Origin of the sequence: Variovorax sp. OK605, assembly GCF_900115445.1 — a bacterium.
GTDB lineage: Bacteria > Pseudomonadota > Gammaproteobacteria > Burkholderiales > Burkholderiaceae_C > Variovorax.
Genome location: NZ_FOWL01000021.1, coordinates 1 through 24,349 on the forward strand (window position 1 = coordinate 1; position 24,349 = coordinate 24,349).

General features: G+C 63.5%; 22 protein-coding genes. 6 read left to right on the forward strand and 16 right to left on the reverse strand.

The window, feature by feature from the left end; genetic code table 11:
* The 3 genes from BM013_RS34865 to BM013_RS34875 all read right to left on the reverse strand — a co-directional run.
* Positions 1-411: Hsp20/alpha crystallin family protein (locus tag BM013_RS34865; RefSeq protein WP_093134155.1), on the reverse strand; the 411-nt coding region annotated here is incomplete at its 3' end.
* 49 nt (positions 412-460) lie between these two features.
* Positions 461-793 (reverse strand): hypothetical protein, encoded by a 333-nt coding sequence (locus BM013_RS34870; protein WP_093133856.1) that lies wholly within the window; start codon positions 791-793, stop codon positions 461-463.
* 660 nt (positions 794-1,453) lie between these two features.
* Positions 1,454-1,825, reverse strand: a complete 372-nt coding sequence (locus BM013_RS34875) for a response regulator (protein ID WP_093133859.1) — start codon at positions 1,823-1,825, stop codon at positions 1,454-1,456.
* A gap of 162 nt (positions 1,826-1,987) precedes the next feature.
* Between BM013_RS34875 and BM013_RS34880 the strand changes: the two genes are divergently transcribed.
* Positions 1,988-2,278 carry a hypothetical protein gene (locus BM013_RS34880; RefSeq protein ID WP_256221830.1) on the forward strand — a complete coding sequence of 97 codons (291 nt, stop codon included), beginning with the start codon at positions 1,988-1,990 and terminating at the stop codon, positions 2,276-2,278.
* Between the two features lie 1,338 nt (positions 2,279-3,616).
* Here BM013_RS34880 and BM013_RS40890 read toward each other — a convergent pair.
* Together BM013_RS40890 and BM013_RS34890 are read right to left on the reverse strand one after the other, a co-directional pair.
* Positions 3,617-3,856: a hypothetical protein gene (locus BM013_RS40890; RefSeq protein WP_143098443.1), complete on the reverse strand. Its 240-nt coding sequence runs from the start codon at positions 3,854-3,856 to the stop codon at positions 3,617-3,619.
* A 328-nt stretch (positions 3,857-4,184) separates the two neighbouring features.
* Complete coding sequence (locus BM013_RS34890) at positions 4,185-5,603, reverse strand: replication initiation protein (protein ID WP_143098444.1); 1,419 nt, start codon at positions 5,601-5,603, stop codon at positions 4,185-4,187.
* A gap of 503 nt (positions 5,604-6,106) precedes the next feature.
* Between BM013_RS34890 and BM013_RS34895 the strand changes: the two genes are divergently transcribed.
* Positions 6,107-7,285, forward strand: a complete 1,179-nt coding sequence (locus BM013_RS34895; protein ID WP_093133871.1) for an AAA family ATPase — start codon at positions 6,107-6,109, stop codon at positions 7,283-7,285.
* Positions 7,286-7,947: 662 nt separating this feature from the next.
* Entirely contained in the window at positions 7,948-9,057 is a 1,110-nt protein-coding gene (locus tag BM013_RS34900; protein WP_093133873.1) for a ParB/RepB/Spo0J family partition protein, read from the forward strand.
* A 1,213-nt stretch (positions 9,058-10,270) separates the two neighbouring features.
* Here the strand turns inward: BM013_RS34900 and BM013_RS34905 are convergent.
* Positions 10,271-11,191 (reverse strand): GlxA family transcriptional regulator, encoded by a 921-nt coding sequence (locus BM013_RS34905; RefSeq protein WP_093133876.1) that lies wholly within the window; start codon positions 11,189-11,191, stop codon positions 10,271-10,273.
* Positions 11,192-11,409: 218 nt separating this feature from the next.
* Between BM013_RS34905 and BM013_RS34910 the strand changes: the two genes are divergently transcribed.
* Positions 11,410-12,210: a LuxR family transcriptional regulator gene (locus tag BM013_RS34910; RefSeq protein ID WP_093133879.1), complete on the forward strand. Its 801-nt coding sequence runs from the start codon at positions 11,410-11,412 to the stop codon at positions 12,208-12,210.
* Positions 12,211-12,288: 78 nt separating this feature from the next.
* On the opposite strand, the gene BM013_RS34915 is transcribed toward BM013_RS34910, so the two are convergent.
* The gene (locus tag BM013_RS34915; RefSeq protein WP_093133882.1) at positions 12,289-12,891 is read right to left on the reverse strand and encodes an acyl-homoserine-lactone synthase; all 603 of its coding nucleotides are present in this window, start codon (positions 12,889-12,891) and stop codon (positions 12,289-12,291) included.
* Positions 12,892-13,598: 707 nt separating this feature from the next.
* On the opposite strand from BM013_RS34915, the gene BM013_RS34920 reads away from it, so the two are divergent.
* On the forward strand, positions 13,599-14,147 hold the full coding sequence (locus BM013_RS34920; protein WP_093133885.1) for a helix-turn-helix domain-containing protein: 549 nt from the start codon (positions 13,599-13,601) through the stop codon (positions 14,145-14,147).
* A gap of 58 nt (positions 14,148-14,205) precedes the next feature.
* Here the strand turns inward: BM013_RS34920 and BM013_RS34925 are convergent, their stop codons facing one another.
* The 3 genes from BM013_RS34925 to BM013_RS34935 all read right to left on the reverse strand — a co-directional run bounded on the left by BM013_RS34925 (position 14,206) and on the right by BM013_RS34935 (position 18,133).
* Positions 14,206-15,048, reverse strand: coding sequence for a DMT family transporter (locus tag BM013_RS34925; protein ID WP_256221831.1), 843 nt, complete (start codon positions 15,046-15,048; stop codon positions 14,206-14,208).
* A gap of 22 nt (positions 15,049-15,070) precedes the next feature.
* Positions 15,071-17,206 carry an aminodeoxychorismate synthase component I gene (gene pabB, locus BM013_RS34930; RefSeq protein ID WP_093133888.1) on the reverse strand — a complete coding sequence of 712 codons (2,136 nt, stop codon included), beginning with the start codon at positions 17,204-17,206 and terminating at the stop codon, positions 15,071-15,073.
* Positions 17,207-17,503: 297 nt separating this feature from the next.
* Complete coding sequence (locus BM013_RS34935) at positions 17,504-18,133, reverse strand: YkgJ family cysteine cluster protein (RefSeq protein ID WP_093133891.1); 630 nt, start codon at positions 18,131-18,133, stop codon at positions 17,504-17,506.
* Between the two features lie 772 nt (positions 18,134-18,905).
* Between BM013_RS34935 and BM013_RS34940 the strand changes: the two genes are divergently transcribed.
* Positions 18,906-19,538, forward strand: coding sequence for a chorismate mutase (locus BM013_RS34940; protein WP_256221832.1), 633 nt, complete (start codon positions 18,906-18,908; stop codon positions 19,536-19,538).
* Between the two features lie 51 nt (positions 19,539-19,589).
* Here BM013_RS34940 and BM013_RS34945 read toward each other — a convergent pair whose 3' ends face one another.
* The 6 genes from BM013_RS34945 to BM013_RS34970 form a co-directional block, all read right to left on the reverse strand.
* Positions 19,590-20,312 carry an amino acid ABC transporter ATP-binding protein gene (locus BM013_RS34945; RefSeq protein ID WP_093133894.1) on the reverse strand — a complete coding sequence of 241 codons (723 nt, stop codon included), beginning with the start codon at positions 20,310-20,312 and terminating at the stop codon, positions 19,590-19,592.
* Positions 20,313-20,338: 26 nt separating this feature from the next.
* Positions 20,339-20,926, reverse strand: a complete 588-nt coding sequence (locus tag BM013_RS34950; RefSeq protein WP_093133897.1) for a hypothetical protein — start codon at positions 20,924-20,926, stop codon at positions 20,339-20,341.
* Positions 20,923-21,624 carry an ABC transporter permease gene (locus BM013_RS34955; RefSeq protein ID WP_093133900.1) on the reverse strand — a complete coding sequence of 234 codons (702 nt, stop codon included), beginning with the start codon at positions 21,622-21,624 and terminating at the stop codon, positions 20,923-20,925. Before BM013_RS34955 ends, BM013_RS34950 begins: the two co-directional genes overlap by 4 nt.
* 6 nt (positions 21,625-21,630) lie before the next feature.
* Positions 21,631-22,302: an ABC transporter permease gene (locus BM013_RS34960; RefSeq protein ID WP_093133903.1), complete on the reverse strand. Its 672-nt coding sequence runs from the start codon at positions 22,300-22,302 to the stop codon at positions 21,631-21,633.
* A 15-nt stretch (positions 22,303-22,317) separates the two neighbouring features.
* Positions 22,318-23,103: an ABC transporter substrate-binding protein gene (locus BM013_RS34965; protein ID WP_093133906.1), complete on the reverse strand. Its 786-nt coding sequence runs from the start codon at positions 23,101-23,103 to the stop codon at positions 22,318-22,320.
* Between the two features lie 560 nt (positions 23,104-23,663).
* Complete coding sequence (locus BM013_RS34970; protein ID WP_143072646.1) at positions 23,664-24,035, reverse strand: hypothetical protein; 372 nt, start codon at positions 24,033-24,035, stop codon at positions 23,664-23,666.
* Between the last annotated feature and the right edge of the window lie 314 nt (positions 24,036-24,349).

The window sequence follows — 24,349 nt, forward strand, 5'->3', positions numbered from 1 at the left end:
GGCGGACGCGCGCCGCTGAACGGTGATGTGAAGCAGCCCGTTGCTCAACTTGGCATCCACGCCGTCCGGGTCTGCGTCCTCCGGCAGCGTCATCACCCGGCGGAAGGCCCCTTCGAAACGTTCGTTGATGTGAAGCGTGGCCTTGTCGCCTTGACGAGGTACGACTCCTTTTCGCTCCCCGGCGATGGTGAGCAGCCCGCGCTCGAGAGTGACCTCGAGCGTCGCCGGATCTACCCCGGGGGCAAACGCGTAGATCTCGAGCGCGCGTTCGGTGCTGCCCACATTGAGTGCGGGAAAGCCGTCGCGCGGCAGCCCCCGGATGCTGGGCGAAAGATCGGTGGCCTGGCGCATGTCGCGCTGCAGGCGATCGATCTCGGCGAGCATGTCGCGTGGGAAGAAAGATCGGTACATGATGGAACCTCCAAGATTCTGGAATCAAAAAAAGGTTTAGGGCCGAGGCTTAGTGGGGCAAGTGCGACTCGGCAGATCGCGGCGGAGCGCTGGCGTTCGAGAGGCGCCGCGCGGTGATCTGCGGGGAGCGGTTCCGCCATCGCGACGACCGGGATTGCGGATAGCTGAATTTCCCCAGTTCCTCGCGCCCCTTCTGCGTCACCGCCAGCACCTGCGCGGCTGAGGGAGAGCCCGAAAGCGACAGCGGGCTCGACGGTGATGGCACGAACGCGACGACGAGCCCGGCTGCGCGCAGCATCCTGACACCATCGATGTCTTCGTCCCTGGAGAAGGTGACTGGCAGGCGGGAGCCGGCGATTTGCCTAAGCAAGTTGATGGTCATTTCGATACCTCCTTTTCGGTCGACCAATTCCGACGGAAGAAAAGATAGGCAGGCCATCGCGGATTTCAAGAGGGTAAATTCCGTCACCAGCATGCACGCGTGCGAAGGCCGTTCGCATCTCGGGCCGCGACTCGCCCGCGGGCCCGCCTTCTGCGCTGTCCGAACAATTCTCGTGCCGGAGCCCGCGTGCCACAAAGCACCCCGGCAGCCTCGATCAGCGATCGTCGCCCCGATGGCGCGTTCAGAAGCCTTAGCACTTGCTGATCGGCACGCTGTAGCCCTCGTCCTTTGTGGGAAGTCCGGCCGCTGGCGTAGCGCGGCGCACCGTCCAGCGTGGACTTTTGGAGCGGCACCGCGAGTCTGCTCTGTGGGGTGTCGTACTCAGCATGTACCAGGAGATCGGGTCACGGTCGGCGCTGATGCCGATGCCGATGAAGCCACCGAATTCCCCGCCCGCGTAGCAGACCTGTCGCGCCCGACCTCAGGCCGAGACACGCACACAGCCTATTGCGCAGATCGTGTTGTGCCAACGATCTGGTCGGCGACAACGGTCCGCGTTGCGAGCCTGTCATCGCTACCGCCGGTTGATTGAGCGTCCTGCCGACGCCTTCAGGCGCGCAGTTCGTTGTCACGTTACGCGCCGTCGAACGCAGCTCGGGTTCAGGACTCGACTTGCAGACACCATTCGAAAAACGGCTCTAACTCGGTCGATTTGTCGAATATGGCGTCGGCTCCGACTTCCAAGCAGCGACGGCGAATTTCCGTCGTGGGATAGTTCGTAAGAACCACCATTCGCTGTCGCGGCAAGCGCCCATGGAACGCCCGCAGCACCGTCACTCCCGAGCCCTCACGCAGAAATAGATCAACGACGGCAAGCTGCCAACCGTCGCCCAGTGCCTTTAAAACGGCCACGGCCTCGCTCGCCGTCTCGGCGACGGCGACGATTTCGGCCCCGGCTAGATCTCGCAACGCGGGAATGAGGTTGCTTCGGATCGTCGGGCTGTCTTCAATGAGCACAGTTGCCAGCGGCATTGCGTGACCTCTGTGGTTAGTTAGCGGCGAAACAAGCAGCACATTTGTACCGAAGAGTTTCCCGACCCCTGTAGGTTTAAAGCTTGTTTTGCAGGGGCCAGCTTTCGCTACCACCATGTTCTGACTAGCATGTCGGCTGAGCCGAGATTTGGAAAAGCCGTCATGAACCAGCAAGCCACGCCGCGCGAGATGCCCAGCACGGAAAAGCTGGAAAGGGCATTGCGCAAAAACAAGCAGGCTACAAAGGAAGTCCAGGACGCCGCTGACGACCTTGCCGTCGTTCACGCCGTGCTTGACAACGAAGTGCCCAAGGAAACGCTTCCCCAAGACGTGGACAGAGCAATTGAACGAGCCGGCGAGCTGGAGAAGACCTTGAGCGATTCAGCCAGACGTCTCGAGGAGGTCAACCGCGCGTTGGGAAACCAGCTGGATGATCGCGACAAAGTCGGGTGATTTCATGCGCCCCAGCGCACGGCTAACAGCTGAGCGTCGAAGGGTTGGCTGACATCGCCGGGCTTTGAAGGTGTGCATAGAAGTCGGATTGTTTTCGCGCAGGGTTTATTGAACACTGTGAAACGAAGTCGAAGCCGAAGACGCAAAGCTTTTTAGCTCATGGGCCAACAGCCCGTTGCACACGGCAGCTACACGCCAAAGGATCACAAAGAAGCCGACGGTCATTTCTCGGTCCGGAAGCGACAGATGTTCCTACAAGACGGCGGTTTGCGCGTTTTTGCGGAGTTGCGGGTTTGAACTCCGCCGGGGTTCGCATATTGCAGGTTGCTGGGGACCTCGTTGTAGTGATCGCGCAGACTTTCCCTTGGCTGCACCCTCAGCCCATGGCCCGAGCGAATGAAAAGCGGCGCCTCACGCAGGCGCATCTCGCACGACAACACTTCGTTCTCCGGCTTGGACTGGATGGTACCCGGCCTCTTCGGCGGCCAGGCAACCGCGGGTGTACTCGTCCACGACGGTCAGGCACTCCAACAGCCGAGCGCTGGCCATTGGTCTCGCTGACGGGAGTCTTGGGCCGAGACCCTGCTGGCTTCGGACAACGCGTGGATGCGCGAACGCACCGAGGCGATTCGCTTGCGCGGCCGTTTTCGGGGAACGCGCAGACCATTGGCACCCCAGGCGATGCGTGACCAGCTCCGGTCGAAGCCGCTGCGACACAGGAATATACGAATGCGGCGACAGCTGAGAAAGGCCGGCATTCAGGTTCAGGGGAGCGCAGCGTCACAGTCGCCACGGCCGCTCTTCAAAACGCTTGGCCTAGTTCGGTACCCGCCCCGCATACGTCCGCGCTGTCCCAAGCCGAAATCAACGACGCAGCAGCCTGGCGACAGCCTCATCCCACTCGTTCAAGTCGGCGTCTTGCCGCCTAGTCCCTCGGGGCGAACTCGAAGTGATCTTCAGTCTCAGGTGAGCTTGGAAGCGTCTGCCCAAAATCGGCTCGATGAACCAGCTTCGCCTTCCACTCCCGAACCACACGGAGAAGGCGAAGGGGCACTACCCATTCGAACGTGAGCCCAACGCATGCAACGTGCGAGGAGCGCGTCCGCGACCTCCAAGCGAGTCATGCCGTCTTCTCGAATTTCAAGAACCGCCTTGCTGACCGAGAACTCGAAGATTTCGGCACTGCCTATCGCCGTGGTCATGCCTATCGGCTGATCGATGCGCAAGACGAACTCGAATCGACCTGCAAACTGACTGGCAGTCGCCAGATGAACGCCCATATTCGTTCCAGCCGCTACGGTTCTGCGTCGCAAAAGGAAAGACTATGCCGCGCGTGGATCAAGCCAGCAATCGATGAACAAAGTCATCGGCCTGGTGACGCCGCGTGTCCGCGAGACGAACAAGGTTTTCCACCCGTTCATCCTCTTCGGAGGTAGGCCAAGGATTCTTGCCGGCGGCAGCTCCCTTCTCAAGCTGCCGCAGCAAAGCAAGAGCCCCACGAGCCTTCAGGTTGTTGTTCGACCACGCTTCAAATAGCACCTCCCAGGATCTGCGGACCTGCGCTTGGTCTTTAATCATGAGCGATCTCCTGAACAACAGTCAGCAAGTATGCGCGCCTTAGCCACGCTCGACTGGGCGCAGGCCAAAAAACACCTGCAGGAGCTTGAACGTTCGACGCCGGGGTGCGACGTCCCCAAGCTGGTGACTCACCATGGCCCCAGAGGGACACTCCTACCTGTCCGATTTTCCGAATCTATCCAGGCGCACTCGCGGGAGTCTTCGTGTCTGTATCGAGTTGGACAATTCAGACGCGCACACGACCATTGATTTCTATCCAGACGTAACTCGGTTCACCCAGGCAGCCGCGTGACAGAGCGCGCGGCGACAGGGCCGTCATCGCCCTGCCCTATTCGGTCGCGATCACCAGCAAGTCACGGTCCGTCGGCTTGTCCCAATCCGCACCGTAGGCCGCGGTGGCGTAGAAGCTGACCATTTCGTGACGCACCATCGCGTGCGTCCAGCCCTTCGCCGCAAGTCTTTGGATCACAGCAGGGTGGGCATTGCGCCTGACCAGGCTCTCGCGCAGGCCCTCGACGAGTTCGGACTGGCGTTCCTGAGACAGCGAACCGATTTCATTGATGATGTGCTCGATCCGGCCCACGAGCCATTTCTTTTCCCAGTTCGCAAGCTTCTCGCTGGGCGCCAGCGTCGTGGCCGCTTGCGCCTGCGCTGCGTCCTGGACCTTGAGCTCGGCATCCTGCTGGTGCTCGGCCGCGTGACCGGGCAGCACGCTCTTGAGATAGCGCAGCGGGTCGCGCAGCGGTTCCGGGAAAGCGCTGGCCGCACGCCGCTCCACCGCCTCCAGGCCGGTCGTCACCGCGGCCTCGCCGAATTCGTCGATGAGACGTTCCACCCGCGCGGGTTCGATGCCAAGACGCTCGGCGCTTGCAAGCACAGCCACGTCGACGGGCTCGGCGGCGCTGCGCTGCTGCAGCGCCAAGGCCTTCTGTGGCTTCTTGCGAACGGCGAACTGCAGATCGGACACGAAACGACCCGACTTGAACTCCAGCATCTCGATCTCGATGTCCGCCACGGCATTGATCTCCGCGACCGCCGGACGCAAGGTGTCTCGTTTGAAGATGCGGTATTCGAGCTTTTGCAGCCGCTCGTCGTCGGGTCGTCCCAGCAACACGGGACGCCACCAGCTCCAGGCTTTGCGCGCTGTCTGGCCCACGCCAATGTAGCGCGAGCAGATTTCATACAGCGCCACGGCCGGGTGCGAGCCCAGTTGCGAGATCACGTCCAGCGACAGCTTGGTGAAGATCTCCGGGTCCAGCAACTCATGGCGCATGTTGACCGCGTACGACCACTCTACGAATACTTGGCCACGTTCCTTGCTCAGCCGTGCATGCGACAGCATGCCGCAAACGTCCCAGGTCTGCCATTCGCCGCTGGTCGGCGACTGCCATTCCACCAGCGTGGAGACCATCGATCGCAAATGCGTTTTGATGATCTTCATGTCGCCAGAGTTGTAGTCCAGCCCCTTGACGATGTCCGTCAGCGCGGCGCGGAACGTTTCCTGTTCGAGGCCCTGGTTCTGCGCGATATGAAGCAGCACGTTCCAGGTTCTGCGCCCCAGTGCCGTGATCTTGCTGTTCTGCGGCACGAGCGCGAGCGAGAACACGGGTTTGCGCAGCGCGCCGGGGGGGCGCGGCAGCGTGAATTCTCTGGCTCCTGCATTCATCCCTTGACTGTAGCGTACCGTCTGCTTCACGTGAATCGTCGATTCACCTGTCGCGACGGTGCTGCCGCGGCACAGGCTCACCGAAAAAGCTCCACAAATGGGAACCTCCCCGGCCGTTGGGAGCGGGACCCGCTACTGAAAAAGCTCCACGGCGGCGCTCTTTCGGTGAGGATTTCGCCCCAAAGGCCGCTCAGCGTCTTGATTTTTCAGCTCACTGTATCCACCGCCGCATCGGCCTGCCGTAGCTCCATCCCGACCCGAGTCCACTCCACAGTGACCTGTGGAGGCTCCATTTACTACCGTAAAAGCTCCAAAAATGAGCTTAAGTCGTTGATTTCAAAGGCCTTTTTTCGCTTAAAGAATTATAGGACTTCAAGGTATTTGACTTTAGAAATACCTGCCATAAGGCGTTTGGAGCTTTTTCAGTTCATAGCCTGCAAAAACTGGACGAAATCACGAACGTTTGCGCAAAACTCGTCCAACCATCACAATCTCGCCATCAAACATTAAACGGCTCAAAAATGGAAATACGACCGCAAATCACCCTGGCAGGTGTTCATCAGCAAGCTGAGGAAGCTGCCGCCATGCTCGCCAGCATCCGCTCGGCCATGCTGGCGCCGATGGTGCGCAAGGCGTCACCGACATTCAGCGCCGATCAGGTGGCAACGATGTGCGAGGCTTCTTCCCGTGGATCGTTCGCGCACAAGATTGGCAGCCGCAAGGATATGCCGCCAGGGACCCTCGTGTCCAACGGGCGCAAGCGGATATTCGAACTCGCCGAGGCCCGCCAGTGGGTTCGCGACTACCGCAAGGCGATGCTGCGCCCGGCTGGTGCGGAGGCCGTCACGATCTCGATCGCGAATTTCAAGGGAGGTACCACCAAAACGACCACGGCGATGACCTTGGCACAGGGGCTCTCGCTCATGGGTCACAAGGTGCTCGTGATCGACACCGATCCGCAAGCGTCGTTGACCACCCTCTTTGGCATCTTGCCCGATGTAGAGATCGGTGCAGGTGACACGATCATGTCGCTCGCAGACGGCACGCTGACGAGCGTGCGTCCGCTGATCCGCAGCACCTACTGGGATGGGCTGGACCTGGTTCCTGCCGCGTCCTCTCTTTTTGACGCGGAGTTCATGCTGCCCTCGCGACAGGGCAAGGAGGGGCTGTCGGGCTTCGAGTTCTACAAGGTTCTGGATCTCGGGATCGATGAAGTGCGAGCCGACTATGACGTGATCATCATCGACAGCCCCCCTGCCCTGTCCTACCTCACGATCAATGCATTGATGGCGGCCAACGGCATCATCATGCCGTTGCCGCCGGAGACTTTGGATTTCGCCTCGTCGACCCAATTCTGGTCGTTGTTCTCTGATCTCACCGAGAGCATGCTGGAGTCGCGCGGGCAGACCAAGAGTTTCGACTTCATCAATGTGCTGCTGTCGCGCGTACCGCCCAAGGCGGGCCGAGGCGCATCGACCACTGCTGATGCGGTGCGGGAATGGATTTCGGCAACATACAAGGAGAAGGTGCTCCCGCTGGAAATTCCGAGAACCTCGATCGCGTCGCAGAAGTCTTCGGGTTTCGGGACTGTGTACGACAGCGAGGCGAGCGATGCAAAGGACAAGACGTACAAGCGTGCGCGGGACGCATACGACCTGTTCGTTCAGCACGTAGAGGTTTCCATCCGCAACGCGTGGGCGCGCCAGCTGCAGTCCAGCGAGGGAGGTTTGAACCGTTCAAACCCTAAGGAGGTGGTGGCATGAGCGTGGCCTTTGCGCCTGTGGAACGGAATGATGGCCGCGAGCGGCGGCATCGGACGAGCCAAGGGACTCGGCGTGCGGCGTTCGGAACGGATGCTTGCGAGCCACTCCGTGGTGGAGCACGACCCGCGCCTGCGACGGGGAGGGGGTTTGAACGGTTCAAAGCCTTGCAGATGCCTGAGTCTCCCCGGCCATTCTTGCGATCAAGCGATCTAAATGACGCGAATGCGCGGCGACATGAAAAGCGATACGCACTCTCTAGCAAGGACCTGGCGATGTGGTTCGCCAACGCCGTGCGCGCAGTTATCGGCCGAAGGGCAGAGGGGTTTGAACCGTTCAAAGGGCAGGGCGGAGTACTTACCTTCGTGGCCAGCATCGGTTGTTTCGGGGTACAACAGGATTGCACGAGCGAGCCGCTCCACGAGCCTCGGGACGCGTGGATGACTTGCCCCCCAATTCTTTATTCCTGCATCACACCGGGGTTTGAACCGTTCAAACCTACCCGTACGGGTAGTAGCGCAGGCCCGCAGACATGCATCACCGCGCGTACGCTTCATCCTCGACACTTAAGACCTGCACTACAGGCTCGTCCGCGCAATTCGATCAAGTGGCGGCAATATCAGTCCTGGCAATGCAGGGCATCCCAAGGCTACTGAAGGACAGCTATGGCAAACAAGAATCTCGTCAAACGCGCTTTCAGCGTCACCGCCAATCTTCCCGTGCGCACAGAAGCGGCCGGCGTGTCCGCGCCCGGCCAGGAATCCGCACCTGTGCCGCTGGGCGCCGTCCGCCTCGATTCCACAGAGGCAGCGGCAAGCCACGAGCCGGTGCTGCCACCGCGCGCACCCGCGGCAGCACCCCGGACCAGCCCCGGCTCGATGCTCGCATTCATGGCGGAGCAGTCCGAAGTTCACAAAGAGGTGGTCGAATTGCGACGTCGCCTCGAAGAATTCGACGGTGCCGATGTCACCCGGCGGTTGGACCCCCGGGACATATCCGTGTCTCGATGGGCCAACCGCGACCGCGCGCATTTCGCGACACAGGCTTTCCTCGACCTGAAAGCCGAAATACAGAGTTCCGGCGGAAACATCCAGCCGATCAAGGTGCGTGCCGTGAGCCCGGCGGAAGCCGGCGCGCAACGCTACGAGATCGTCTACGGCCACCGGCGCCACCAAGCCTGCCTTGAACTGGGCATCCCTGTCTTGGCATTGATTGACCACGGCATGAAGGACACCGATCTGTTCGTTGAGATGGACAGAGAAAACCGCGCGCGCGAAGATTTGTCGCCGTGGGAGCAAGGCGTGATGTACTCGCGCGCCCTCGACGAAGGACTGTTCCCATCCGCCAAACAGATGGCGGCAGCCTTGGGGGTCGACATGGGTACCATTTCGAAGGCCAAGACGCTTCGCAGCCTGCCCGCGGACGTTGTTGCAGCGTTCAGTTCGCCGCTCGAACTCCAGTTTCGCTGGGGCAAGCTGTTAACCGACGCGCTTCAAAAAGACCCTGAGGGCGTTCTGGAGCGAGCCCGGACGGTGGCAACCCAGCTGCCGCGACCTAGCGCCGCAGACACCCTCAAGATCCTCATTCAAGCAACTGGCGCAAAGCGCCGTCGTGAAGGGACGGCGGAATGGCTCGATCCCGCCGGCAACCGCGTGGCCAGCTTGAACACCGATCGCAAGGGGAAGGCCACCATCCTCGTGGAAGCGTTGGACGAGAGCCAGCAGCGTCGCCTGATCAAGCTGCTGGACGGATTTCTCGGTCTTAAAGCCGAGTAAGGTCGCGACAACGCGAAGTGTCTTAAGTATGTGAGCGCTTGCTCTCTATACGTCATCCACTGTCCCATCCGCCAAGCATGCTTACTGTCGCGGAAGCGATCGACCGCCGGGCGACCGGCCACTTTCTGCTGCGGGCGCTGCATGGAAGGCACCGCGGCCCTGCTTGCCGGGCGCATCGTCTTTTCGTCGCACAACTGGGGCGCGCCAAGCCGCTGGCGGATGGACACTGAACATGATGAGGTCGCAGGGCTGCGGGCCGGCGCTGCCCGCCCGGCCCACACGGCCCACACGGCCCACACGGCCCACACGGCCCACACGGCTCGCGAGGAGCCGCAGGTTGCTCCCGGGATCGATCCTGATGCGCCGGCCCGATGCACGTCCCGCGCCTTGACCGACCATACCCTCGCAGAAATGTTAGTAGCTGCTTTCGTGATGCGGCCCGTCACGCCGAGCGCTTGCGTCGTCACAACAGGCATTTTGTTTTGCGACCGGACGAGAACCGCGCGATGAACCCCATTTATTGCATAGATGATTATTCTTAAGCCGGCACCCCCCTTGGACAACTGCAACGCCTCCAGGTGCACCATTTCGCACGACGGCCGCAGTAAATACAGCGGCTCCTGCGGGCCGCCCCTCCAAGCATGGACCGGAACCTGTTTCTGCCGGGGATGATTTGGGGAGCGCGGCACCGATGACGACGGTTTCGGTCCGCGGCTCCGCCGCGTCCATCAAGCAATCTCACAGCCTTGGTCCGCGTCGTGTGGCGCGGTACAACGCTCGGGCCAGCAGCGGCCCGACGACGGCGGTGCGTCTCGCGATGGCTCGCGCCACAGCCGCCTTCCACGCGGTCCTGAATCGCGACGACGCTGCTGCCGCGGGCCGTGGAGGGTTGGACCGATGGGCTATCGTCGTTGAGTCGCTTTGCCGATGCAGGGAAATGGATCTTTGCAGCTTCGAAGGAGACTGCAGGACGTCGCAGGACGTCCTGGTCATCAAAACGATTCAAAGGCGATGCCCATCTGCCATGGCGCCGCATCCGCGCAGACCGAAGACGAGCGGCCTAGGCTGCGCACCTGTCGAAAATGCCACGCCCCACTGAATCGCCGACACCGCCACGCAGCGCAGGATGCTGCCTGCAGGGCAGGGCCGTCCCGAATCTTCAAGGGCGTGGTCTAGACCACCCGAAAACGCGGCGCTTGCGCTGGCAGAGCCCCTACGCCCACGGGCCTTGGTCGGCAAACATTCGCTTGTATTGCGACGGTGCGATTCCCAGGACGCGCATGAACGCCCTGCGCATGATCTCCTCCGAGGAGAACCCGCTGCGCAATGCGATCGCCTTGAGTGACAGCAAGGTCGACTCCATCGCGCAGCAGGCGTGCTCCAGACGGATCCTCTCGACAGCGCGCGCCGGCGTGTAGCCTGTGGCGCGACGATAATGCCGCGCGAACGTGCGGGTGGACATCAGCGCCTGATCGGCCAACCGCTGCACGTTGAGCGTCTGGCGCAGGTTCTGAGCGATCCAGTGGTTGAGTGCTATCACGCGCTCGTCGCCGCCTGTGCGGCCACTCAGTCCGCTGCGAAAGCGCGAGAGCGCCTGGACGGGGTCGGGCGAGGGGGCGAGGCGCATCGCAACCTTCAACGCGACAGGGTATCCCTGGTCCTGCGCGATGAGGCGCAGCGCGACGTCCATGCCAGCTGAGGTCATCACGACCTCGCGCACGCCCGAGGGCGCGCCGGGCGGGATCATGGCCAGCGCGGTCTGCAGCACCACGAAGCCGTCCGCACCGATTGAATTGAAGCTGGCGATGTGCGCGCGTGCGCGCGCGATCCATGTGCTGAGTTCCAGCTGGTGCGAGGAGGGCATTCGCAGCGACTTCGCGGCGCTGGTGCCGCCGCCGACAACGATCAGCGCGCGCACCGGATGCGCGAGTTCGTCCGGAAGCGCGCTGGCCTCGATCGTCAAGTCCAGTTTTTTGCGCGTCGACTGGCGGTTCGCGGTGAAGCAGCGCGTCCTGTACACGTCGGATCCGCCCGCCTCGCGCAGCACATCGTTCGCGACCGAAAACGCGTGGATCGCCGCGCTTGCGTCAAATGGCTCAAAGTCCGCGAGAAGTAGAAACCATACGTCGTACATCGAAGATCACGGCAGCATGCCGCGCAGCAAACGTTGTCGAAGTGGTGATGCTTTCGCATCAATCGCGTGCGCCTCCCCATGGCACAAGGCAGAAACAGTGGGCGTTTTGTCAGCACGCAGCGCCGCAGCACTCCCTAGACTTCAACCCGAAGTCTGCCGCCCGCGCACGGCGTCGAACCTTCCTGTCCACCCCGAGATGCACTGGAGGAGAACTTGCGATGAGCAAAAAAGCACGATCAGTTCTGGCTCCCTACGTTGATACCCTGCAGCGGCGACATCGTCGCGCAGTCGCCGCGGCGATCCCGCCTGCAAGCGATCTCCTGCTAGACACGCAACATCTCCTCGCGGGGGTCGAAGGGCTGGACGCCATCTTTGAGGCGATCACGCTGGGCGCGCGTCGGCTGGGCTTCGAGCGGTGCGCGTACGGCCTGCGCATCAAGGTGCCATTCACGAGACCAGAGACGATAATCATAAGCAACTACGACGCGCGTTGGCAGCAACGTTACCGCGACGCGAACTATCTGGACACCGATCCGACCGTCGCGCATGGCGCGCGCAGTGGCGAGCCCATCATCTGGAGCGACGATGTCTTCAAGCACACGCCGCAGCTGTGGTCGGAGGCTCGTGACTGTGGTCTGCGTGTGGGCTGGGCGCAGTCCTGCTTTGGTGCAAAGGGCATGGTCGGCATGCTCTCGCTCGTGCGTTCTCACGAGGCGCTGTCGTCCGCGGAAATCGCGCAGCACGACCCGTTCTTGCGATGTTTGGCCAACATCGCGCACTTGGCCTTGTCGGCCGGCTTTGCGAGGGACCATCCGGCGTGGCACCCCAAGCTCACGGCCCGTGAAATCGAGGTGCTGCAGTGGACGGCGGACGGAAAGAATACGGAAGACGTCGCCCAGCTCCTGCACATCTCGGTGAACACCGTCAAGTTTCACATCAAGAACGTCATTGAAAAATTGGATGTGCCCAACAAGCCGGCTGCGGTGGCACGCGCGACCGCGCTTGGATTCCTCGACTAGACATGCCTGGTGTCTGCCAAGCGCGGCGCTAAGCGCTTGAGGCGTGAAGTGCGTTGCGCAACACGGTCAGTGGCATCGTCAGGCCACGCTCAAGGTCGGGCGCACCGGCGTGCGCTGCCGCTCGCACGGCATGAGATCGATCCGACACGCGAACAGCCGCTGATCGCCGATGCGCACCGGCGCAGCGAAGCGCCGGGCCACGATGCCAGCGCGCTGGAGGATGCGTTCCACGCCCAGCGGCGAAACGGTGACGAGCTCTTCGGCGCCTGCTTTCGCAGCCACCTGCATGGCCGCAGCCAGCAGCGAGAGCGCCGCGCTGGACGCACCGAACTGCGTCATCTCGGGCTGCGAAGCAGCGAGATCGACCGCGGCGAAGCGCGAGAGCTCCCATGTGCGAGCGCTGCGCGGCGCGGGACGTCCGCCGAGCAGTTGCGGGAAGACCTCGGCCAGCAGGTAGGGGCGGTCTGTCGGCAGCAGTCGTGCCACGCCGCGCAGGCCACCCTCGCGCTTTGGCGCCAGGACGTACAAGGTATCGCGGCGGTCGAACTGGTCGAGCTCGAGCCGACCGCGCACCGAAAGGTCCCAGCCAAGCTTTTCCACGAAGACCTGGTGACGGTAGTGCGCCATGTCGAAGAGCATTTCTGCAGACAGTGTGTCCGCTGTGCCTGTCACGATGTGCATGCAACCTCCTGGTGGATGACAGGCGAATTACAGGCAAAGACGGGGCGTCGCAAAACTACCTGAAATGGCAGGTCCGAGCGCCCGCGTGCCAGCGGGCGGTGGGCTGGACGAGGCGCAACGCGTGAGCAGCAAGACATCAGAAGATGCCGCAAGGCGCCGCGGGCCTGGGCGCCCCTTGGCCGTTCTTTTGCATCCCATGCAACGCTTGCGTCCGTCCACGCATCTTGAAAAGATGCCCGCATGGTGATGTTCTCTGCTCACACACGCATGCACGCCTGCCTGCCGCGAGGCGCGGCCAGTGCGTGCTGCCCGCAAGCAGGCCACGGGCTTCTCGCCCGGCGGTCGCCCTCAAGCTTGCAACGCGCGCGCGCGGTACGGCCGAAGTCCTTCCCCCTGAGAGGCGGTTGGCGCGATGGCATGTGCCCGCGAGGGCGAGGGCGACCGCGCTACGCGACGCTCGCGCATCGAGCGCGTGCGCGAAAGCGGCAGCTGCGCGCGGCAGCGCGAGGGGAGGGCAGTGCCCGGTGGGACCCTCTTCGAGCTTCGAGCGTGCATGGCGTGTGGATACCACCGGCATGGGGTGGTCGCAAGTGAGCCGAAGGCGTGTTGCTTCGCCCTTGCCTAGCGCGCATGTGCTCAAGCTGCCAGCTCGCCTGAAGTCGGCATCCCCGCGCGCCACGCCACCTGCGCGCAGCGAGCCCGCATTGATGCTCGGCACGCAAATCAAGGCGCTGCGCCTCGCGGCGCACACCTCGGCCGGCGAACTTGCAGCCCGCGCAGGCGTGTCGCGTTCGATGCTCTCGCGTGTCGAGCGCGGCCTTGCGTCGCCCTCCGTGCAAACGCTGGAACGTGTGGCGCAAGGCCTTGGCGTGTCAATCTCACGCTTCTTCGCCGAGCGCACGCCGCGTTCGGTGTTCTTTCACGTGCCTGCGGGCACAGGCATTCCCTTGCCGCGCACTGTGCCTGGCGACGGCTGCAGTTGCGAACTGCTGGGCCACCTGATGTCTGGTGACCTGAGCATGACACCGTCCCTGGTCCAGATGCGTACGCCCGGGGCGCCCCCCAGCGCGGCACAAGCAGGCCTGAAGCTCGTCTACATGCTCGCGGGTCGCGCTCACTATCGTTATGGCCCCAAGGTCGTGCTGCTTGCGCCCGGGGACACGCTTTTGTTCGATGCGGCGCAGTGCCACGGCGTCGAGGCGATCGAGGTCGCACCGGTTCGCTACCTGTGTACGACGGTCGCCCTGCGCAACTGAGGCGGGTGCCTTGGGGCCCGGCCGCGCGAATGACCGAGAGCGCTGCGATGTATGCCGCTCAGGGTGGGCGTGCGGCACGCAGGTTGGTGATGCCCCCAACGATGATGAGCGCTAGCCCGACCATTGCCGCGATGTCGGGGATGTCCCCCCACACCAGGTAACCGAGCAGACACGCCCAGACAAGCAGGGTGTAGCGAAAAGGCGTGACCACGGAGAGGTCCGTGCCGCGGCACGCCGCGATGAGCGCCACATTTCCCAATGCGGTGCACAGGGCCGCGCCCACGAGGGCCAAGGCCTCGCGTCGCAGGAGCGAACTCCACGATTCCTGCAATGCCCATCCAAGCGCCGGGCCCGCTGCGCAGACAGCGAGCGTCGTGGCGAATGCGACATTGATCGATGACATCGACGGCGGCAGCCGACGGGTCACCATGTCCCTGGCGGCAAGCGACACGGCACACAGGCCCGAAAAAAGGATTCCTGCGGTGCTAGCTTGCATCGAGGGCCGCACGACCAGCCACACGCCTCCCAGGCCCACGAGCACCGCCCACAGGCGGCGCGGTTGCGTGGGTTCCCATCGCAACGCCATGCTCGCGCACGCGATCAGCAGCGGCGCCGTCATCATGAGCGCACTGACCAACCCGAGCGAGGCGCGCGCGAGTGCGAGCACGGACATCAGTGCGGTGCTGATCTCCAGGGCGCATCGAAGAATCATGATGGGTTGGCGCATTTGGTGTCGAAGGCCTGCCGCATCGGAGCGTCTCCACATCGCAACGACGATCACGGCGCTCGCGGCCGCCCCACGCACGGCCAGAACCTGGCCCGGTGGAAACGCCTGCAGCGTGAGCTTCACGAGGGTGTCGTTGAGAACATAGCAGGCCATCGCCAGCGTCATCAGGACCATGCCGCGGCGGTCGGTCGTGGCGTCAATCACCGGCCATGCCCACGTTCCCGTCGGCGGGCGCCGGCGGTGCGGATCCGTCGGTGGTCGGCATCGGCGCCGGTGTGCCGCCGCACTGCTGCAGCACTTCCCACGGCGCGCGAGCTTTCAGGACGATCTCGGCGACTTCCTCATCGGGATCCGACAGCGCAATGATGGCCCCGCCTGTGCCGATGGACACGCGTCCGTCGGTACAGACGATCGTGCGGATCACGATATTGAGTTCGGCCGAGCCATTGAACGACAGATATCCGATGCTGCCGGCATAGACGCCGCGCGCGGCCTCTTCGAGGCCATCGAGGATGCGCATCGTGCGCTCCTTCGGCGCGCCAGTCATCGAACCTCCCGGAAAGGTGGCGCACACACCGTCGATCGGTCCCAGCCGGGCGCGCAGGCGACCCCTGACCGTGCTGACCATCTGATGCACCGTCGCGAAACTTTCGATCTCGAAGAGCCGAGGGACATGGACCGTGCCCACGTCACAGACGCGGTTGAGGTCGTTGCGAAGCAGGTCCACGATCATCAGGTTCTCGGCGCGAGTTTTCTCGTCGGCCTGCAGCGCCGCCTTGATTCGTTCATCGTCGTGTGCATCGACGCCGCGCCCAGCGGTCCCCTTGATCGGCCGGGTCTCCACGCTGGCGTCGACACCGATGCGCAGGAAAAGTTCGGGGGAGGCGCACAGCACCGAAACCTCAGGCATCTTCAGGAAGGCGGCGTAGGGTGCCGGTGTGCGTGCGCGCAGTGCGCGGTACACCGGCCAGGCATCGATCGTGCCCTCGCCCACAAGCTGATTCGTCAGGCAGACCTCGTAGGTTTCGCCTTGAAGAATCTCTTGCTGGGCGCGCACGATGCGCGCTCGGTAGTCGGGCAGGTCGATGCGCCATCGCAGCGGTCCAAGCCCACAGGCCGCGTCTTGCCAATCGGGTTCCAGCGCGTGAAGGCCGTGCGCCATCCGCTGTTCGACGTCGTCCAACCACTGTGCGTTGAGCGCACAAAGCACTTCATCGTCGAGGCAGACGATCCATGTCTGTTGCTCGACATGGTCGAAGGCGATGAATCGATCGGCAACGATCCATGCGGCATCGGGCGTGTCGGCGAGGTGCGTGGGGTGGCCGCCGAGTTCGCGCTTGAGCTCGTAGCCGAAGTACCCGACATGCCCGCCAGCGAAGTCGAAGGGCAGGGCCGTCGCGCTGGCGCGAGGCGCCGGCGCATGATCTCGGAGGTAGTCGAAGATGCTCTGGGTGCGCTTGTTCACAGCGCCATGGGCATGAATCGCGAGTTCCTGCGTGTCGCAGCGGTAAGTGACCCGCTTGCTGCGTGGTCCGCTGCCGTCGCCCATGAAGGAGAAGCGGGCTCGCCCGCTCTCCACCAAGCTGCTGTCGAGCCAGAACGACGTTGGGGCGTCGGAAAAAAGGGTGTCGAATACCTGCTCCGGGTTGGGCAGGGCATCGATGCAGCGGGCGTGGATCTTCGGTGCAGGGTCCTGGCCCAGGCGGAATTCGGGCAGAAAGCTGCCCATCGAAGACGCCTTGTGAACGCCCCCGCGCCAGGCGTGCGTCAGCTCCCGGAAATTGCGCAACAGCCTGGCACCGTACTCGGTGCAGATCGATTCAGGATGGAACTGCACGCCCCACCACGGGCGCGAGACGTGCCGCAGGGCCATCAACGTGCCATCGGCCGTCCACGCGAGCGGCTCGAGCTCCGAGGGCAGGTCCGTCACGGCGAGCGAGTGGTAACGCACCGCCTCGAAGTTGTTCGGTATGCCTGCAAACAGATCCACCGATCCGTGTGCGATGCGGTCGAGGCGCCCGTGCATTGGACGCACGGCCAGATCCACCGTGGCGCCGCAATGGTGCGCGATGGCCTGATGTCCAAGGCACACGCCTAGCACCGGGACGCGCGCATGCTGCAGCGCATCCGCGGAAATGCCCAGATCGCTGTGGCGTTGCGGGCGCCCCGGTCCGGGCGAGATCACGATGTTGTCAAAACTCAGACCGCAGATCTCGCTCCAGGGTTTCTCATCGTTCTTCACCACGACTGGTTCCTCGTCGTTGCAAGCCGCGAGGTACTGGTACAGGTTGTAGGTGAAGGAGTCGTGGTTGTCGATCAAGAGGGTGCGCATGCCGGTTCCTGCGGAATGGATGGGCCATGCATGGTTGACGAGCCGGGCCGGTGCAGCAACTGCCGGATCAGGTAGTCGACACACAGCCAGGGCAGGGCGTTGCCGAAGCCGACCGCGCCATCGCCGGGATGTATTCGCACCGATGAACAGCCAACTTGTTGTTGTGCCTTCCCCGCCACGCGTTCGGCGGGTTCGTTGGCCTCGACTGGAGGTCGACCTGCTCAGACAATCCTGCTTTTTCGATGCCTGAGGGCCGATATCAGGCGCACACGCTGCGTGCAGCGCCGGCGGGCGCGGTCAGGCGGGAAAGAAGTCGCGGATGTCGGCGAACTCGCTGGAGGCCTGCGCCGAGAGGGCCAAGGCCTTGATGGCCCTGGCGTCCGCATAGGGAACCTCGGCGCTGTACGTCGGCGCATGACGACACAACAGATCGTCATCGTCCAGGTTCACCAGGACCCGGCAGGCGATCGGTCTGTGCTCGTAGACGGAGCACGTCTCGCGGACCAGGAAAGGGCACGGCGAGGGTGTCGGCAGCTGCTGCAGCGTTTCTTGCGCGTTGATCACATCCGCCTCCGTCTCCAGCGCATCGAGCCGCACGGGATGGGTCGGCATGTTCAAGCTGCGGCCAGATGCGCGCGCCAGGCGCGCCGCTTCCACCCGGGAAATCGTGACCGCGATGTGGCAGCAATGCGCGCAGCCGCTGCGGCAGGCCCCCACGTCCTCCAACGGCCGTGCCCATGCGGAGGCCGCGCGCTGCAGCCAAATCACGCGTTGCTCCAGCGATCTCGCACGTTGTGAGGCGGCGATCAGCGCGCTGGCGGCGTCGTTGGGTCGTAGGTCTTTCAGCTTCGCGCCCGCCCGCTGCGCCGCGGTGACAGCGCGTTCGCGCTGTCGCGTCGCCAGATCGAGACCGGGGGGTGATTCCATTGGCGTCAGCTTAGCCGATCGAATCGTGGCGTATCCGGGGTGCGCCTCGCATGCCAGCGGCCGCCCTGCACACCGTCTTCAGGGTTGGATGCCCTGCAACGCGCCTGAGACGCTGAGGAAAGGAGGGCGATTGGCTCGTCCTCGGGGCAAAACGGGCGTTGGCATCCTGCGCGAGGCGCGGCGAATGCGGCGTCTCGCCAAGCTTCGCAGCCAGCAAGACGAAATGCCAACGCACGATTCACTTCATGAGCGTGAGCCGCCGCACGTATGACGGTCGCTTCTGCGGCGTTCCCCGCCCGACAGAGTCGCCGGGCAGCACTGAGCGTCGGACCGCGCCGGTGCAAATTTTCCACCGAACGACGCGGATTTGCGCCCACAGTCACTCCCGGCGCGGGTCTGCTGCTCGATTTGGCCGCGCAGGGGATCGACCAGCGGTTCGAGGACACTTCGGCGGGCTCGAACTCGAAGGGCGTCACAGGGGCCGCCGGTCTCAGGCGCTCGCGTCGGCAACCGCGCGACAGTCCTCGCACGCGCGCATTGGCAATGCGATCGCGCGGGCAAAGGGACACCTGCCGGCTCGCGCGTCTGGCGTTGTGGTCCACGTTGACGTAGGCACTGATGCGGTCCCGAAAGCGCAAAGGCCTGAGCGCCGCCCCGTCGCATGCCGTCAGGTCATCCGACTGTGCGTTCGGGTAGTGGGCGGTGCCTTCGCCCAGGGGTAGGCTGACCAGAACCCGCGTCATCACGATGCGACGAAGGTAGAAAGCCGCCCATGCCGACCACCCATCACCCCGCTGCAGTTCTTCGCGTCCCCGTCATCCCCGTCATGCGCGTGTGCGTTCGTGCGCTCATGGCCAGTGGTGCAATGGTCTTCCTGTCCATTGCATGCGCGGGCGCCACTGCGGCCCCTTCGAAGGACCTTTCCGCATTGATCGATCTGTGTGCGGTTCGCCTGGAGATTTCCCGAAGCGTCGCGCTGACCAAATGGGACACCCAACAGCCGGTTGCGGATCCGCCGGGAGACCCCCGCGAGCGCCAGGTCATCGATGCCGCGTCCGAGGAAGCCTCGCGCGTGGGTCTTCGCAGCGAAACGGCATCGGCATTCTTTGCGGACCAGGTCGAGGCGAGCAAGCTCGTACAGATCGTGCTCATGGCGGACTGGCGACGCTCGGGCGGTGCGCCCCTCGAGCCTCGAGCAGACCTGAAGACAGCGTTGCGCCCGGCGCTCGACAAGTTGCGCAGCGCGCTCATCCAAGAACTGATCGCGACACGGGCACTGCGAGTAGCGCCCGAATGTCCGCAGACGCTCGCGATGGCAACGCTCGCGCATGTGAACGCCCACCGGCTGCCCGCCGTGTATCGCATCGCGCTGGACCGAGGCATGGCGCGCGTTTGCGGCGAATGAAAGGCGCGCCCCGTGCCGGTGGCCGACCCTTGTCGTGCGACGCGTCCAAGTTTAAATGACCTGACTGAGAAACTTGCGGATGCGAGGATCTGCATCCGGGCCGAAGAACGCTGCCGGTGGTGCGTCTTGCACCACGCGCCCCTCGTCCATGAAGACGACTTTGTCCGCGACCGCCCGCGCGAAACCCATTTCATGCGTGATGCACACCATCGTCATCCCGTCGCGCGCGAGCAGCATCATGGTGTCGAGCACTTCTTTGACCATCTCCGGGTCCAGCGCGGATGTGGCTTCGTCGAACAACATCACCGAGGGGTCCAGGCACAGGGCCCGCGCGATCGCCACGCGTTGCTGCTGGCCGCCGGACAACTGCGCAGGATAGGCGGATGCCTTGTCGGCGAGCCGAACACGATCAAGGTGTGCGAGCGCGATTTCCCTGGACTCGTCCCTCGATCGGCGGCGCACCCATCGTTGGGCCAGGGTGCAGTTGTCGAGCACGCTCAGATGTGGAAAAAGGTTGAACTGCTGGAACACCATCCCGACGTTGGCGCGGATCAGCGCCGAATGAGGCATGTCTGGCGACACCATCGTGCCGTTGACGGTCACGGTGCCGCTGCCGTAGGCCTCCAGCCCGCTGATGCATCGCGCGAGGGTGGACTTGCCCGAGCCCGATGGGCCGCAGACGACCGCACGTTGCCCGGCTTCGACGCGCAGATGGACATCACGCAGCACCAGATGCTGGCCGAAGTGTTTCGAGACGCCGTCGACCGAGACCATCGCAGGGGGGGAATGCACTCGCACGATCAGCGCTCCTTGCGGTACATCACGCCGGCAGGGCTGTCTCGCCACGCCGTCAACCGTCCGCCGCTCACGCGGTCGCGGCCGTAGACGATCCACGCGTCGTCGACGGTGCCGATGAACTTCACCAGACGAAGACGTTCGGGATGCGCTGCCACAGCGTGCGCGTAGCCCACCCCTGCGTCGTAGCGGCCGTCGATCAGCCCGCGGGTGACCTGCGCAACCGTCTCGACCAACTCGATGTGCTCCCAAGGCCCGCGATCGATGTAGTCCAAGGTCGGTCGCATCACTGCAAGCGTCTTCGCATGAGCGACATCGTTGCGCTGGATAACGGCGAGTTCCTGACTTGGGGAGAGAAACGTGTCGATCACGTACAAGCCCTGGAAGAATTTGGCAACGGTGGCCATGGTGGCGGGATGCACGGCGCACTGGACCAGGAAATCCGCTTGTGCATCGAGCACGGCCTTCGCGCCTTCCTCAAAGTCGGCCGCCAGCGTCAGCGTCGCTCGCTCGCGGATGTCGTGGAATTCCAGATAGCGGGAGGCCACGTGCTCGTGGTTGCTGCCCGAGGGGCCCAAGGTGATGAACTTCATGACGTGGTGCGAACAGTGGGATGGGAACGATGGAATGAGGTTTCGAGCCGGCGCATCGCCAGCATCAGGCTGTAGTTCAGCGCCAGGTAGACGATGCCGGCGCTCATGAACACTTCGTACGGTGCGTAGGTCTCTGCGCTCAGCAGACGGGCGGTCCCCGTCAGTTCCAGCAAGGTCACGGTGCTCGCCAGCGAGGTCGCCTTGCAGGTCAGGATGATTTCGTTGCCGAACGCGGGCAGCGCGATGCGAAGCGCCAGGGGCAGCTCGATCAGACAGAACGTGGCCGGTCGACCGAGCCCGAGCACGGACGCGGCCTCGCGCATGCTTCTGGGAACTGCCGCGAGCGCTGCAGCCAGCGTCTTCCCGGTGTAGGAGGCCGAGTTGAGACCCAGGGCGATCACCACGCACCAGAAGGGATCGCTCAGGACCGGCCAGAACACGGAGTAACGCACGACCTCGAATTGGCTGGCGCCGTAGTACAGCAAAAAGATCTGCACCAACGACGGTGTGCCGCGGAAGAACATCACGTAAGCATTGGCCGTCGCGCGCAGCAGTGCGGAACGGGACGCCTTGCACAGCGCGAGGGGAAGAGCCAGTGCGGTGCCCAGGAGAATGACGAGGGCCGTGAGCTTCAGCGTGAGCCAGGCTGCAGTGACGAGGGCGGGCAGTACCGCCGCTGCAAGTTCGACGTCGAACATTGCGGCTCAGTGCGTTTGCGCGCGCGCGGCGCTGCGTTCGGCCCATTCAAGGCACACTGTCGCGGCACCGGTCAAGGCCAGATAGATGCATGCGGCGGCGAAATACATCGTGAACGGCTCGCGCGTGGTGCCTGAGGCCTCGGCAGCCTTTCGCATCAGTTCGTCGCATCCGACGATCGACACGATCGATGTCTGTTTGAGCAGCACGATCGACTGGTTGCCGAATGGCGCGAGCGCGACGCGGGCCGCCTGGGGCAAGACGACGCTCCATAGCGACTGCAGCCGGGTGAGACCCAAGGTTCTGGCCGCTTCGCGTTGGGCTCGTGCAATGGACTGCAGTGCACCGCGCGCGATCTCCGCGAAGTAAGCCCCGAACGACAGCGCCAACGCGACGACGCCAGCCGCGAATGTGTCGACTTCGACGTAGCGGCCCGTCGCTGCCGCCAGCGCTGCGGTGCCCGCAAAGAAGACGCCAAAGACGACCAGCAGGTCCGGCACGCCCCGGATGACGGCGGTGTACGCATAGCCCGCGGCTTGCAGGACGCGGATGCCCGAGAGCTGCAGCCAGCAGCCGATCGCGCCGAACACCGTGCCCACCAGCAGCGAGGCCGCCGCCAATTCGACGGTGGTCACCGTGCCGAGCAGCAACTGACCTCCAAAACCATGCAACATGCTCATGCTGTATCCCACGACTTACATCAGCCTGAATGGAAAGTACCGCGCCGTGATGCGGTCGTAGGTGCCATCCGCACGGATCGCCGCAAGTGCCGCATTGACCCTGGACAGTAGCGCGGTGTCGCCCTTGCGCACGGCGATGCCATTGCCCTCGCCGAGCAGCCCGCCTTTGAGGTCTGGCCCGACGAATGCGAAATTGCGCGATTCGGGCGTCTTCATGAATCCCACGAAGTAAGTGACCATGTTGCCGAGGATGTAGTCGACCCGGCCCGCCACGAGGTCGAGTTCAGCTGCCTGGGATGTGTCGTAATACTTGAGGTCGGCGTCGCGGTAGGCATCGGCCAGGTAGGCGGCTTGGATGGAGCCACGCTGAACGCCGATGGATTTTCCCTTGAGCGCAGCCGGGCTCACGTCAGCTGGTGCGTTCTTTCGGGCGACGAAGCGTGAGATCGTGTCCTTGTATTTTTCCGAGAAGTCCACGCGCTGGCGCCGCTGCGGTGTGATGGCCATGCTCGCGACGATCATGTCGTACTTGCGAGCCATGAGACCGGGGATGATCCCGTCCCAGTCCTGCGCGACGATCTCGCATCGAGCGCTCATCTTCTCGCACAGTGCCTTCGCAATGTCGACGTCCCATCCTTGCAAGACGCCTTGCGCGTCTTTGAAGCTCCAAGGCGCGTAGGTGCCTTCGGTTGCGATGCGATATTGGGCTTGCGCGCCTGCTGCGCCCGCCCACGTGCATAAGAAAGCAAGCAGACAGATCCATCGGCGGATCGAATGGAGCGGGCGCGAAGCGAAGTGCATGGGGACCTCTTGAAAGCCAATGTGAAGAGGCGATGCTCAGAGGAATTGCCCCTTGATACAACCCTTGCACCTCAAGCAACGGGTGCCGAGAGTCGACGGGTCGCACGCCGTTCCCGCATGCCGACCACTGTGCTGCAACTGCGGTTGCAGCTCATGCAAATGCACGCTCATTCCGTAGACGGGCGCACTGGTCGTTCATTGATTGACCTGTTCAGACCCGAGCGATACAAAGCGCTGCGACGAGCACGACGGTGCGCGTGGAGTGGCCCGGATGGCATTCGCGCGGCATCAACATGGGTCTGTCAACGCTGGTGAATCCACCCGCAAGGCGAGCATGCCTTCCGGGACGCGAGCCGCGTGGCCACACGTCGCTTCACCTGGCACCCTCCAGACTTCACATGGGCGGCATTCTGGCCACGCACACTGCCTTCCGACAGCAGCTTGGCGCGGGCTAGGGCTAGGGCTAGGGCGAGGGCGAAGGAGGGACAAAAGGGCCAGGGAGACGCCTTGATGCCGGGCGCTGTCACCCTTTCATGGCAGCGAGCAAACGCCACCAGCGCTCAGTGCGTCGGCCGTTCGAACTCTGCACGCAGGGCGTTGCGTTGATCAACGACGTTGCCAAGATTCGCATGGAATCCCTCGACGTCGGCAAGCCGGAATCCGAGCCAACCGAGACCGGGATGGCGCAAGTTGAGCACGAGGCTGCCGTCGGCCTCGATCGACCATTGCCAGGCGGGTCCGTCGACCGGGGGCGGATCTTTGATGATTACCGGCAATGCCTGCGCAAACGCCGGCTCCATGTTCTGTCGGGTGGCAGCCAAGACGCGAATGAGCCGGTCAAACGCTTCGCTTGGTGCAATCTCCCCCGTCGTTGACCATTTCGCGAAATCCGTGCCGCTTTCTTGGATCAACTCGACAGCCATCAGTTTCATGGTTGGGCCTCCGAGGCGTTGGTGCGCGAGATGATCGTCCGATAGATCCACGTTGGCAACAGAAAAAGCTTGCATCGGTTGGTCACTTGGGAGCTGTGTCGCGGAAAAGGCGGCCTGTTGGCTGTTCCTCTCCAGGACACTTACCTTGTTTCCGGACTGACGTGCCAACGCGTCCGTCACCAGGAGTTGAATCAGACCATTGCTTGGTCCAACCGACCTTGCGCGACCTGTTAGAAGCAGTGATCTTGCAGCCATCGGGCGTCAGCGGCAGCTCGCGGCCCACGTACGCATCTCCGCCCAGCCGGGACGGCGAG